Raw genomic sequence first — 13,831 nt, forward strand, 5'->3', positions numbered from 1 at the left:
AAGTATTGATATTTATATGATACGTATCACCATTTTGAGTTAATTCAATTCATCTAAAGGCTGATTTTCATCGTTTGTCACTACTGCATATTTATTATCCAATAGACGGACAACAACAAAATAATCAGGGGTAGGATATGGACTCAACAATGTGGATGCTGGGGACTTTAGTGATCAGCATCTTGCTAATCATAGTCTCAATTATTAAATTTAAGTTTCATCCCTTTTTAGCGCTTTTACTCGCCAGCTTCTTTGTCGGTATTTCCATGAAAATGAATCCACTCGAAATGGTGAGTGCGATTGAAAATGGGATTGGCGGTACACTCGGGTTTTTAGCTGCCATTATTGGATTAGGCACCATTCTTGGAAAAATGATGGAAATATCCGGTGCCGCAGAACGTATCGGAATAACATTACAAAAAAGCCGTTGGCTATCGCCCGATGTCACCATGGTATTAATTGGCTTAATTTGTGGTATTACACTGTTTGTTGAAGTCGGTGTGGTATTACTTATTCCACTCGCTTTTTCGATCGCGAAAAAAACCAATACTTCACTATTGAAACTCGCTATTCCATTATGTACTGCACTGATGGCGGTTCACTGCATCGTTCCACCACATCCAGCGGCTTTGTTTGTTACCAATGAGCTAGGCGCCGATATTGGTACGGTTATCGTTGCAGGGCTGGTTGTTGGTTTAGCGGCATCTTTAGTGGGTGGCCCCTTATTTCTTAAAGTCTTGGGTGACCGCTTACCGTTTAAAACCGTACCCGAAGCCTTTTCCAATATGGAAGTGCGTGAAGAAAAAGATTTACCCTCTTTAAGCGCGACCTTATTTACAGTGTTGCTCCCGATCATTCTGATGTTGATAAAAACTGCAGCAGATTTGAATATGAGTAAAGACAACTCGTTATATACCTTTTTACAATTTATCGGTAACCCGATTACGGCCATGTTTATTGCCGCGTTCGTCGCTTATTACATATTGGGTATTCGTCAAAATATGGGGATGAGCACCCTGTTAGCAAAAACAGAAGAAAGCTTTAGCTCGATTGCCAATATTTTGCTGATTATCGGTGCTGGCGGGGCATTCAACGGAATATTAAAAGGCAGCGGCTTGAGTGATTCTTTAGCTTTAGTCCTATCCGGTATTGATCTGCACCCCATTCTGCTCGCTTGGCTGGTGGCGATTATTCTTCATGCTGCCGTCGGCTCGGCCACTGTCGCCATGATGGGGGCAACCGCTATCGTTGCGCCATTGATGCCAATGTACCCACATATTAGCCCTGAAATTATGACGTTAGCGATTGGCTCTGGGGCTATTGGTTGTACCATCGTCACTGACTCCTTATTTTGGTTAGTGAAGCAATACTGTAATGCCACCTTGGCAGAAACATTCCGTTTTTATAGTGTCGCCACTTTAATTGCATCACTTGTTGCCCTTGGCGGTACTTTCTTACTTTCATTTGTGATTTAAAAGAGATTGATTATGACAACGATAAATATTGATAAGTTAAAAACTGACTTCCCTTTAGTTCAGGACTTAATCGATTTAAAACAAGTCACTTGGTTTAACCCTATGGTAACCACCACTGACGCGGGTTTACCTTATGTAGGGTTGGATTTAGATGACGTGAAAGATGCCCAAGCACGCCTTGAACGTTTCGCACCTTATTTAATGAAAGCCTTTCCGGAAACACAGGTAACGAAAGGGATTATTGAATCTGAGGTTGTCTCAATCCCGACCATGCAAGTCGCATTAGAGGCTCGATATCACACCCCGATTACTGGAAAAATGTTGCTTAAAAAAGATAGTCACCTGCCAATTTCAGGCTCTATTAAAGCTCGTGGTGGTATCTATGAAGTGTTGACTCATGCCGAAAAACTGGCGCTAGAAGCAGGCTTGTTATCGACTGAAGATAATTATGAAATTCTATTTTCAGATAAATTTCGTCAATTCTTTAGTCAATACAGCATTGCGGTGGGCTCAACCGGAAATCTCGGGATGTCGATTGGTATCATGAGCGCTAAATTAGGCTTTAGCGTCAGTGTGCATATGTCTGCGGATGCAAGACAGTGGAAGAAAGAGAAACTTCGTGCCCATGGTGTCAATGTGGTTGAATACGAACAAGATTACAGTATTGCGGTTGAAGAAGGCCGTAAAGAAGCAGAAAAAGACCCTCGTTGCTTCTTTATTGATGACGAAAATTCAACCACGCTATTCTTAGGCTACGCGGTTGCCGGTTTACGCCTTAAAGCCCAGTTTGCGGAGCAAGGAGCTATTATCGATAACGATCACCCGTTGTTTGTTTACTTACCTTGCGGCGTTGGCGGTGGGCCTGGAGGGGTTGCCTTCGGTCTAAAGCTGGCATTTGGCGATGCCGTTCATTGTCTATTCGCGGAGCCTACTCATTCCCCTTGCATGCTATTAGGTGTGCATACCGGGCTACACGATGCAGTCTCAGTGCAAGAGATTGGCATTGACAATATCACCGCCGCTGATGGCCTTGCTGTTGGACGAGCTTCCGGTTTTGTGGGTCGTGCAATGGAACGTTTAATTGATGGTTATTACACTATTGATGACCAAGAAATGTATAACTTGATCAGTTTACTCGACCAAACTGAATCAATAAAATTAGAACCTTCAGCCCTTGCAGGCATGACTGGCGCGGTGCATGTCACGCAAAATGCAGATTATCTGCAAGCTAAATCATTCACTCCAGCACAGATGAAAAATGCCATTCATCTTGTTTGGGCGACCGGTGGCGGTATGGTTCCGCAGGATGAAATGCAAAAATATTTGTCTCAAGCTAAATTAGATTAGTGTCTACAATTAACCTTCTTCTGATAAACCAGAAGAAGGTTTTTATTGCGGCTAAAAAATTACTGCCCCGGCAATGGCACTAAATCACTTTCAATATAGTGTCTCACCAAGGTCGCTAGCGCCATTAATGAATCCACATGAGTTCTTTCCCAACCATGGGAACTATCAAGGGCAAAACACGCTAATGCGGCACGAATATCCCAGCCCGCATCAATCGCAGCGGCGCTATCTGAACGATAATGCTTAAAGGTATCTCTAACATGAGGAATATCATGTTGCTGGCATAATTTAAGCAAGTGGCGGGTGATGGCTAAATCAAAAGGCCCTGTTCTATCACGAAATGCCAGTGTTAGCGCATCATCACGGGTGGTTTGGTCAGGAGCAGAAACTGAATTATCTATCGCCAAAAGCTCTTGCACTTGTGCGCCAAAACCATGGGTTCCCCCAATGCCGACTTCTTCCGAAATAGTAAACATCACTTGGCATGAAACCGCAGGGATAACCTTGTCATCTACCAGCGACTTGAGTGCGGCTAACATCACCGCACAGCCGGCTTTGTCATCCAAGTGACGTGACACAATAAAGCCGCTATCAATGAATTCGGGTTGTGCATCTACTGCAACCATATCACCGACATTCAAGCCATGTGCCACTAAGTCAGTCTCGTTATAACAGGGTGCATCAAGGCGAATTTCTAAATTATCCCAATCGGCAATCTGGGTATCGACTTCGGTATTAAAGCGATGCCCTGAAGCTTTTAATGGCAAAATGGTGCCACGATATTGTTTATCATCACAAAACACGGTGACTCGAGCGCCTTCCGCGAAGCGTGCCGCCCATGTACCTGTATTGCGCAGTGCCAGACGCCCGTTAGATTTAAGCTGAGTTACCATAGCGCCGAGGGTATCCAAATGTGCAGCTAAAGCGCGTTTTGGCGCATCATCACCCAATGTAATGTACAGCACACCACGGCGAGTATATTGCGGTGTAAAGCCAAGTTCAGTTAACCATTGGTGAGTTTGAGCAACCGCTTTTTCGGTCATGCCAACCGGGCTTGGCGTCTGTAATAAAGTTTTCAATACAGAGGTCAGGTATGCTTTATCTATCATTTATAATTACCTATCTTCACTTAAAAAACGTTCTTGTAACGTGGTTTGCAGCGACAACATCGCCTGTTCGGCGTAATCCATGTGCGCTTCCATAATTGCCTGTACTTTTGCAGCATCTTTTCGACGCAATGCATCGATTAACTGGTACTGGTAGTCAATACCTTGACGACGATCGACCGGCTCTGGCTTCAAATAAATATCTTTGCAAACCGCTAAATCTTTGAGTAGCCGCTGTAAAAAATGGCAGATAAAAACCAATAAAACATTATTTGAATAACTCGCGACAACCGTATGAAAATCCAACTCTGCCATACGTTGCTGCCAGCGTTCTTCTTCATCGGCAGGTTCATGGTCATAAATAGCGATGGTGTCATACAGTTTTTGAATACCTGCACTGTCAATATTATCAATCGCACTGACCGCCACGACGGGCTCAAGTAATTTTCGTAGCGTATAAATATCCTTGATGGAAATATCTCGAGTGAATAAATAGTTCGATAGCAAGCTCATTGCTCGTGACTCTGTCATCGAATCAATAAATGCACCACCACCCGGCCCTGTTTTGGTTTTGATTAATCCTTGAACTTCCAACGATTTTAAGGCTTCCCTCACCGTACTTTTGCTGGCGCTATAACGTTCAATAAGCTCTTTTTCTTGCGGTAAGCGGTCGCCGGGCGTGAGGTTGTTCGCCATAATAGTTTCTTTGATGGCATTAACGATTTCATCCGTTCGTTTTATTCGAACCGTTTCGATCATCGGTTGCTTATCTGTGTTCATTTTTATATTCCGGCTGTGTTAGGTAAAAATCTTGTATCATATTGATGACTCAAGACTAATACGTGGCGCACTGGCAAGTAAGTTTTGGGTATAGCTGTGCTCAGGTGCCGCGAATAAGCTCTCGGTTTCGCGACATTCTAACAAATCACCTAAATAGAGCACGGCAACCCTATCCGCTATCGACTCAACCACCGCCAAATCATGGCTAATAAATAAGTAAGATAATGCAAATTGCTGTTTAAGCTCTTGTAATAATAACAAAACTTGTGCTTGAACAGAGACATCTAACGCGCTAACCGGCTCATCCAGTACCAAAATACGCGCATCCGCAGCCAAGGCACGTGCTATCGCTAAACGCTGCGCCTGCCCCCCTGAAAATTCATGGGGATAACACGCCAATGCATCAAGGGGCATATGTACGGCTTCAAGCAATTCCGCCAACCTTGCCGCGCGCTGGGACTTATTCATATGCTTCAGGTATTTCAGCGGGATCGATAAAGTTTCACCAATCGTTTTGCGTGGGTTGAGTGAGGCGACCGGGTCTTGAAAAACATATTGAACCGCTTGACCGAAAGCACGCGCACCTTGCTTTTGCCATTGACGACGCGTTTGCCCCAATATGGTAATATTACCGGTGGTTTCTTGTTCCAATCCAACCAAAATACGCGCCAATGTACTTTTACCCGAGCCACTTTCCCCAACAACTGCCAGCGTTTCTCCTTCATAGAGATCTAACGAAATGCTTTTTAGTGCCTGCACTTCCCTGCTGCTCGGGTGAAATAGCCCCGGAGGGTGACCAAATGTTTTGACCAAATCATTGACTTCAATCACTTTATTCATTAAGCCTCCTTCGCCTTGTCACTGTATATCTCGGCCACATGGCTTAAAAATGCTTTGCCTTCCCCAAGTTTCGGTACACTGGCAATCAAGCGCTGCGTATAGGGGTGCTGAGGCTGTTGTAAAACGGTTTGAGTCGTCCCCGTTTCGACAATATTGCCTTGCTGCATCACCGCAACCCGATCGCAAATTTGATTAATTACGGCAAAATCATGGGTAATAAATAACAGCGCAACACCACGCTCACGACGTAATGTATTCAGCAATTCTAAAATACGTGCCTGCACAGTCACATCCAATGCCGTGGTGGGTTCATCGGCAATAATCAAAACCGGATCGTTTGCCAACGCCATTGCAATCCCGACTCGCTGACGTTGTCCCCCCGATAATTCATGCGGGTAAGAATGATAACGTTCCGCTGCGTCAGGAATACCAACACTATCAAGCAACTCAATCGCCTTCACTTTCGCCGCTTGATTGGAAATACGTTGATGTGCCGTAATCGCTTCTTGTACCTGAACCCCAACTGTAAATTGTGGGTGAAGTGTTGTTAGAGGGTCTTGAAAAATATAAGAAACCCGCGCACCACGACGTTGTTGTATTGTTGATAATGGCAATGACAACATTTCTTCATCTTGCACGTACACCGCTCCGCCAGTAATTACCGCAGGTGGTGAAGCTAGCAGCCCCATTATTGATAACGCCGTGACACTTTTACCTGAACCACTTTCGCCGATCAGCCCTAAGCATTCACCCGGCTCAACCATAAAGCTAATGTTATTAACGGTTGGGCGTAATTGGTTTCCCTGACGAAAAGCAATAGAGAGGTTTTTAACTTCAAGTACCGCATTACTGTTCACCGTTTGCGCAGGAATTTCAGCACGTTGAGTTTGAGTCATCGGCTGAGAACGCTGTAATGCACCTGATTTTAAACGTGGATCAAGAATATCGCGTATACCATCACCTAATAGATTAAAGCTAATAACGATAAGAAAAATCATCACTCCAGGCACTAGAGCCACATGAGGTGCGACGAACATTTGTGCTCGCCCTTGCCCTAACATCGAGCCTAAATCCGCATTAGGTGGCTGAGTCCCTAGGCCTAAGAACGATAAACCGGCCGTTTCTAAGATCATCCAACCAATCGTGGTGGACATTGTCACCACAATGATCGGTAACACATTCGGTAAAACTTCAGTTAACAATACTTGCAGATGGTTTTTTCCTGACAATCTTGCCGCTTGAATAAAATCCCGATCTCGTAAGCCTACGGTTAGCCCACGAATATTACGTGCAAAGAAAGGAATATTCACTAATGCGATAGCATACAAGGCGTTGAGTAAACCGGGGCCCAGCACCGCAACAATCGCCAATGCCAATAAGATGTATGGAAAGGCCATCAACATATCAATGCAGCGCATCAATAATGTATCGGTTTTATTACCAACGTAACCGGCGATCAAGCCAATTAATGTGCCGAAAACCGCCGCAATTAACGTTGCAGAAATACCCACCATCAATGAAACCCGTGTACCCCACAATAAGCGCGACAAAATATCGCGACCAAGGTGGTCAGTACCCAAGATATGCCCCGATGAAAACACCGGTAATAATCGGTTAACTAAATCGGTTTCATCCGGATTCGGTAACGGCAACCAAGGTGCTAGCAAAGCAGATAGCATAATAATCACGAGTATGATCAACCCGATGGATGCCAAACGGTTCGCCAACAATAGCGACGTGATTGATTGACGATGGCGATGCGCAGTAACAGGGGGAGTTAACTGACTCATGATTTCAACCTCGGATCCAGTAGCGCCTGCATCAAATCCGCAAACATATTAATAAACACATAGGAGGCTGCGGCAATTAACACACCACCTTGCACTAAGAACAAGTCACGAGTTGCCACCGCTTTCACTAACATCGCCCCTAAACCAGGCCATTGGAAAACGGTTTCGATATATACCGCGCCGCCAAACACAAAGCCTGCCTGAATACCAATCACGGGGATCACTGACACTAACGCCATTCGAAATGCATGACGAAAAATCACTTTGCGCTCACTGAGCCCTTTCGCCCGTGCAGTGCGAATAAAATCAAGGCGTAGTACTTCCAACATCGCGGTACGGGTCAATCGTGCAATCACCCCCGTCGCCACTAACGATAAAGTGATCGCGGGTAAAATAAGATGATGCAAAAGATCGCCTAAACCGCCACCCTGCCAAATGGAATACATCCCTGAAGCTGGGAACCACTGTAATTGCACTGAGAAAGCCATTATCATCAATAAACCAATCCAAAATGATGGCATCGAGATCCCTAGCAATACTGCAAGAGTGATGGTTCTATCGCTCCAACTAAATTGGCGAATAGCCGAAATAATGCCCGCTAATAAACCGAGGATTGAGCTAAGTAATAATGCACTTCCCCCCAAAATCAACGTAGCCGAAAAACGCTCTAACACTTCGTCGGCAACGGGACGATTTAACACAAATGAGCGGCCAAAGTCGCCAGAAAGTAAGTTATTCATCCAAATAAAATATTGCTGATATAAGGGCTTATCTAAGCCAAGTTCACCTTTGACTCTTGCCACATTTTCAGGTGTCGCCCATGGTCCAAGCAAAGCTTGAGCCGGATCGCCCGGTATCATTGCCATAATAAAAAAGACAATTAAAGTGAGACCAATCAAAATTGGAATAGTCGCTAAAATACGTTTTAAACAATATAACCACATAGGCTTTTCCCCAGAAAATCAATTCACTCGCTGCCTTAGCAACATGAAGTCAATCAATTAATCTTTACGAACATCTTTAAGTAATAAATTAAAATTTGGCTGTAGCTTAAAATTGCTAATTCGCTCACTTGCCACGGCATTTTGTTTCCAATTGGCAACGAATAACCAAGGTGCATCGCGATGAACAATTTTTTGTACTTGGCGATAGAGTTGTGCCCGTTCAGCCAAATCATTACTCACTCGTGCTTTGTCGAGTAACGCATCAAGTTCTTTATTGCTGTAATACCCTGAGTTAAACCCACCTTTCTCAGGCCATGAGTTAGAATGCAATGTGAGGAACGGCAAGGTATCGGGATCATTGGTCATCCAAGCCATTTCGGCCATATGGGCTTGTTTTAATCCTGAATTGACTTTTGATAAGTAGGTATTCCACTCAAATGTTTGTATTTCAACGGATAACCCGACAGCTTTTAAGTCGGCTTGTATTGCTGTCGCCATTGGGATCGGATCCAACATACCGGATCCCCCTTCGGTGACATAAAACACAATTTTTTGCCCTTCTGCGCCCGCCGCTTTAATTAGCTCACGAGCTTTTTGCGGATCATAAGGATAGGCTTGGGTTTCTGCGTCGAATGCCCAATCAAATGCCGAGGGTATTGGCCCTTCGGAAACATCAGCCGAGCCCTGAAGAATATATTTAACGATATTATCTTTGTTTACTGCGTAATTCACGGCCTGCCTAACCCGTACATCATCAAATGGGGGCTGTGACGTATTCAGCATGCCATACCAAACATGAGGGCCTGTTGCTTCATACAACCGAAAGCGTTTATCTGATGAAAACAGCGGGACATTATCGGCAGGAACTTCCACCATGGCATCGATGCCACCTGAAAGCATCTCTGCGACCCGAGTATTCGCATCCGTAATCGGACGAAATACCACATAGTTCAGGGTCGGACGCGTATCCCAATACTCCTCGTTTGCAGCCACAACAACCCGCTGATTAGCGGTCCATTCGGTAAATTTAAACGGTCCAGTTCCACTGGGATGGCGGCTAAAATCCTTATCGTATTGCTTTACCGCTGCTGGAGAGACAATCAAACCCGCCGGCGTGGCTAAATTAGATAAGAAAGGGGCAAAAGGCTCTTTAAGCTTGAATACCACGGTTTGGTTATCGGGGGTTTCAATCTTATCTATTGCTGAAAAGAAAAACGAAAGCGGGAAAGGCCCCGTGTGATAATAAGGGTGTTTGTTGTCTAACATACGTTCAAAAGTAAACTTCACAGCTTGCGCATCAAACGAGCTACCATCATGAAATTTAACGTTATCACGTAAATTGAAGGTGTAAGTCAGCCCGTCATCACTCACCTTCCATGACTTTGCCAACGATGGCTCAAGGGTTAATGAACCATCCCCATTACGGACAAGCCCTTCATAGATATTAACCAATATACGTGAGTCATTTGCCGCTGTTGCAACTTGAGGATCTAATGACTGCGGTTCAGCCACCTGCCCCAACAGTAAAACATCACCTTGGCTTGCAGAGCATGTTGGTGACGACGAAAAGATAGAGAGAAGCAAAATGCCTGCTATCCACCTGCAAAAACGCATTTTCATAAAAATCTCCCTAGTGCCGTTATTGATGTGTGACATGTGTCAATTTTGTTAATTATTATTTATTTTTCCCTATTTATGATGATAAATTACCTTTCCTGCAATAATTTATAATGATAAATTTGATCAATGTCTAATTTATGAGGTGTAAAATGACTTTTTCTATTGTTGCTCGCTGCCCACAAACACAAATTATTGGTGCAGTAACAGCAACGGCAGGCCCGGCAGTTGGCGCTTTAGTACTTCATGGTGCGAGCCAATCTGGTGCAATTGCGACACAAGCAATGACTAATCCTGTTTTAGGCTTGGATGGAATTGAATTATTGAAAAAAAATTTATCTGCGAAAGATTGCCTCAATTCGTTATTAGCTAATGACGGATCCCCTTTCGTTAGGCAGCTTATTGTACTTGATGCACAAGGAGATAGCGCGAGCTGGACAGGCCAAGAATGTTTACCTTGGTGTGGGAGTTTGTCCGAAGCTGATCTCGCCATTGCGGGTAATATGCTAGCCGGTGAACAGGTTTTAGCCGCTATACATGAGTCTTATCATCAAAATAGTAATATTCCTTTGGCGGATAGATTACTCTTAGCAATGCAAGCTGGGGCTAAAGCGGGAGGAGATTATAGAGGCATACGCTCTGCGGCATTAAAGGTGTGGAATAATAGAAAATATGCCGATATTGATATTCGAGCTGATTGGTCCGAACAGCCATTATCTGATTTAACCGCTATTCTTCATCAAGTTCGTTCTGATAACTATGCCAATTTTTTTGCACAAATTCCGACCGGAATGGAAAAGTAACAAGTTAAATAACGAAAATTGTGCGTATTCGCTATTTGTTAAATAAGCACCAAGAATATGCACTCTAAAGATAATGTTATTTTATGTTCAATTTTTCAACATAATTAAACAATTATTCAGTGTTTGATTTGTGAATAATATCACATTATTTTTTACAGAATCATTATTCGTTATTATGAAAAACAAATTTACCTTGGCTTAAACTTAAAATTAAAAAAATAGTTCAATATATATCCACAGAATTCATGTCACTATTATTTTTTGGTGGCGTAATATCGTAAACTCTAAATCAACCCGTCTATTTTCCACGCTAGATAGTTATACTAAATTGGTTCCCATCCTATAAGTAAAAATAACCATAAATAAGGAACGGTTATGATTAATATTTAAGCATTAATCCATTAAAAATAAAATAATCAATATTATCAATTGATTACTAGTTTTTTCGTGTTCAAATTATTTTAAAAAAACAACTTACATTATATTATTTGATTACTTAACCCCATAAACTTAAATGATTAAAGAATACTCAAACATTTCTTAAATAGCTTTAGTATTAGCCATAAGTTTCACGATTTTATCTTAACAACCTAATCATGACTTAATTTAAATTTAGCACATTCTTCTGCGAACAAAGATTAACCATCATGGCAAATTTAATTAAATTTAACCTGACTTAAACCCAAAATTAGTGTTTACACCTGTACACTTTTAATGACATTAACAATTTAAAAATCCCATTTGAATAATAAATAAAATAGGTCTATGCACGGCAAACCCTTTATAACACTGACAAAATCTATTTACCGATCAAATCATTTCCCTCATTTTTATTAACAAATGCTAACCATGCTTAACAATTTTAAAATATATGATAATATAATAATCGAATTTTGAAATTATTTACTATATAAAAACTAATGTTATTATTGAGGTTGTAGATGAAAATCTCGAGAAGAAAACTATTATTAGGGGTTGGTGCTGCTGGAGTATTAGCAGGGGGTGCTACGGTTGTTCCAATGATCCGTAGAGAAGGTCGCTTTGAATCGACTAAATCGCGCGTTGCTGCTGTTGCTGGCACTGAAGGCGCATTACCTGATTCAGCGGATGCCGTTATCATCGGTGCGGGCCTTCAAGGAATAATGACAGCGATTAACCTTGCTGAAAAAGGTCTAAACGTTGTTATCTGTGAGAAAGGTGTTGTAGGGGGTGAACAATCTGGCCGTGCATATAGCCAAATCATCAGCTACAAAACATCTCCAGCCATTTTCCCATTGCACCACTACGGTAAAATTCAATGGACAGGCATGAATGAAAAAATCGGTGCTGATACTAGCTACCGAATTCAAGGCCGCGTAGAAGTACCATCAAGTGAAGAAGATTTGGAAATTTCGAAAGCGTGGATTAAAAGCGCGGCAGAAAATCCAGGTTTTGATACCCCGCTTCGTACCCGTATGATTGAAGGTGACGAGCTAGCAAAACGTCTGGTGAATGCGCAAACTCCATGGAAAATCGGTGGATTTGAAGAAGACTCAGGGAGTCTTGACCCAGAAGTTGTTACGCCAACAATGGCTAACTATGCAAAATCAATTGGCATTCGTATCTATACCAATTGTGCAGTGAGAGGCTTTGAAACTGCAGGGGGTAAAATTTCTGATGTGGTTACCGAAAAAGGAGCAATCAAAACTTCTCGTGTCGTTCTGACCGGGGGAATTTGGTCTCGCTTATTTATGGGTAACCTCGGCATCGATGTGCCTACACTGAACGTTTACCTGTCTCAGCAACGTATCACTGGCGTACCGGGCGCACCGAAAGGTAACGTTCACCTGCCAAACGGTATCCACTTCCGTGAACAAGCAGATGGCACCTATGCAGTCGCTCCACGTATCTTTACCAGCTCTATCGTTAAAGATAGCTTCTTGCTAGGTCCAAAATTCATGCACCTATTACAAGGTGGTGAACTGCCATTAGAATTCTCTATCGGTAAAGATTTATTTAACTCCTTCATGATGGCAACTTCATGGAATTTAAATGAAAAAACACCTTTTGAAGAATTCCGTACCGCAACAAACACACCAAACAACGAACACTTAGATGCAGTACTTGAAAGACTGAGAGCCGAATTCCCAGCCTTTAAAGAGTCTAAAGTGGTTGAGCGTTGGGGTGGTACAGTTGCACCAACGGATGATGAAATTCCAATTATTTCAACAGTCGAACAGTATCCAGGTCTGGTTATCAATACCGCAACGGGTTGGGGTATGACAGAAAGCCCTGCTGCTGGTCGATTAACGGCTGAATTGTTAATGGGTGAAACACCTTTCATCGATCCAACGCCGTACAAGCTTTCTCGTTTTAGTTAATAAAACGATATAATGCGTTTTTTACTGAGAGCCTGCTAAGCTTCGTGAGTCAGCCAAGGGGTTACTCAAAATAGTTCAAGTTGTAGGTAGACGGCAAATGACATTATCCCTAGGAGCATACAAAAGTATGCGACTAGGGGAATGGAAAGCAGCCCCCCTACAATTTGAAAGATGAAGAGTAAACAGGTTCTATTTTACTTTGATAATGTTAAGGAGTTTACATGCGCTATAAAACTTTATTACTTTCTCTGCCTTTCATTTTAGGCGTAGCAAGTGCAAATGCAGCAGATGATGTTAAACGCGTTCCAGTGAAAGGATTCCCTATCTCTGAATCAGTAGAAATTAACGCAAGCAGCAGCCTTATTTTCCTAAGCGGAAAAGTACCATCAAAAATCACTAAAGATGCGCCAGAAGGTGTTTTAGCGTCTTACGGTAACACTGAAGCGCAAACTATCAACGTGTTGAAACAAATCCAAGCAACGCTTGCTGATATGGATTTGACAATGAATGACGTTGTTAAAATGCAAGTTTTCTTAGTGGGTGGTGACGAAACTAAAGGTACTATGGACTTTGCTGGCTTTATGGCGGGTTACAACAAGTTCTATGAAACTGAAAAAATCACTAACTTACCTGCTCGCTCTACTTTCCAAGTCGCTAAACTGGCCAACCCAGCATGGCGTGTAGAGATCGAAGTCACTGCAGTACGTCCAGCTAAAAAATAAGTTATTTTGATATAACCAAGATGATTTCAATAACGAGGCACCACTGT

11 protein-coding genes are annotated in these 13,831 nt (G+C 42.8%); 5 read left to right on the forward strand and 6 right to left on the reverse strand.

Annotation, left to right across the window (positions count from 1 at the left end):
- Positions 1–137 precede the first annotated feature (137 nt).
- Entirely contained in the window at positions 138–1,475 is a 1,338-nt protein-coding gene (gene dsdX / locus M998_RS08255) for a D-serine transporter DsdX (RefSeq protein ID WP_068908388.1), read from the forward strand.
- A gap of 12 nt (positions 1,476–1,487) precedes the next feature.
- On the forward strand, positions 1,488–2,822 hold the full coding sequence (gene dsdA, locus M998_RS08260; protein WP_068908390.1) for a D-serine ammonia-lyase: 1,335 nt from the start codon (positions 1,488–1,490) through the stop codon (positions 2,820–2,822).
- Positions 2,823–2,881: 59 nt separating this feature from the next.
- Here the strand turns inward: dsdA and M998_RS08265 are convergent, their stop codons facing one another.
- The 6 genes from M998_RS08265 to M998_RS08290 are packed head-to-tail and all read right to left on the reverse strand — an operon-like array spanning position 2,882 to position 9,902.
- Positions 2,882–3,931: an osmoprotectant NAGGN system M42 family peptidase gene (locus M998_RS08265; RefSeq protein WP_068908392.1), complete on the reverse strand. Its 1,050-nt coding sequence runs from the start codon at positions 3,929–3,931 to the stop codon at positions 2,882–2,884.
- 6 nt (positions 3,932–3,937) lie between these two features.
- The gene (locus M998_RS08270) at positions 3,938–4,708 is read right to left on the reverse strand and encodes a FadR/GntR family transcriptional regulator (protein WP_068908394.1); all 771 of its coding nucleotides are present in this window, start codon (positions 4,706–4,708) and stop codon (positions 3,938–3,940) included.
- Between the two features lie 36 nt (positions 4,709–4,744).
- The gene (locus M998_RS08275; RefSeq protein ID WP_068440213.1) at positions 4,745–5,548 is read right to left on the reverse strand and encodes an ABC transporter ATP-binding protein; all 804 of its coding nucleotides are present in this window, start codon (positions 5,546–5,548) and stop codon (positions 4,745–4,747) included.
- The gene (locus M998_RS08280) at positions 5,548–7,338 is read right to left on the reverse strand and encodes a dipeptide/oligopeptide/nickel ABC transporter permease/ATP-binding protein (RefSeq protein WP_068908396.1); all 1,791 of its coding nucleotides are present in this window, start codon (positions 7,336–7,338) and stop codon (positions 5,548–5,550) included. The genes M998_RS08275 and M998_RS08280 overlap by 1 nt, the downstream gene beginning before the upstream one ends.
- A complete protein-coding gene (locus tag M998_RS08285; protein ID WP_068440208.1) occupies positions 7,335–8,282 on the reverse strand; it encodes an ABC transporter permease in 948 nt (315 codons plus the stop codon). The genes M998_RS08280 and M998_RS08285 overlap by 4 nt, the downstream gene beginning before the upstream one ends.
- Positions 8,283–8,339: 57 nt before the next feature.
- Positions 8,340–9,902, reverse strand: coding sequence for an ABC transporter substrate-binding protein (locus M998_RS08290; RefSeq protein ID WP_068908397.1), 1,563 nt, complete (start codon positions 9,900–9,902; stop codon positions 8,340–8,342).
- A 149-nt stretch (positions 9,903–10,051) separates the two neighbouring features.
- Between M998_RS08290 and M998_RS08295 the strand changes: the two genes are divergently transcribed.
- The 3 genes from M998_RS08295 to M998_RS08305 all read left to right on the forward strand — a co-directional run bounded on the left by M998_RS08295 (position 10,052) and on the right by M998_RS08305 (position 13,784).
- Entirely contained in the window at positions 10,052–10,702 is a 651-nt protein-coding gene (locus M998_RS08295) for a DUF1028 domain-containing protein (protein WP_068908399.1), read from the forward strand.
- 941 nt (positions 10,703–11,643) lie between these two features.
- Positions 11,644–13,062, forward strand: a complete 1,419-nt coding sequence (locus M998_RS08300) for an NAD(P)/FAD-dependent oxidoreductase (RefSeq protein ID WP_068440196.1) — start codon at positions 11,644–11,646, stop codon at positions 13,060–13,062.
- 221 nt (positions 13,063–13,283) lie between these two features.
- On the forward strand, positions 13,284–13,784 hold the full coding sequence (locus M998_RS08305) for a RidA family protein (RefSeq protein WP_068440193.1): 501 nt from the start codon (positions 13,284–13,286) through the stop codon (positions 13,782–13,784).
- Positions 13,785–13,831 lie beyond the last annotated feature (47 nt).

The sequence above is a fragment of the Providencia heimbachae ATCC 35613 genome, from assembly GCF_001655055.1.
GTDB classification, from domain to species: Bacteria; Pseudomonadota; Gammaproteobacteria; order Enterobacterales; family Enterobacteriaceae; genus Providencia; species Providencia heimbachae.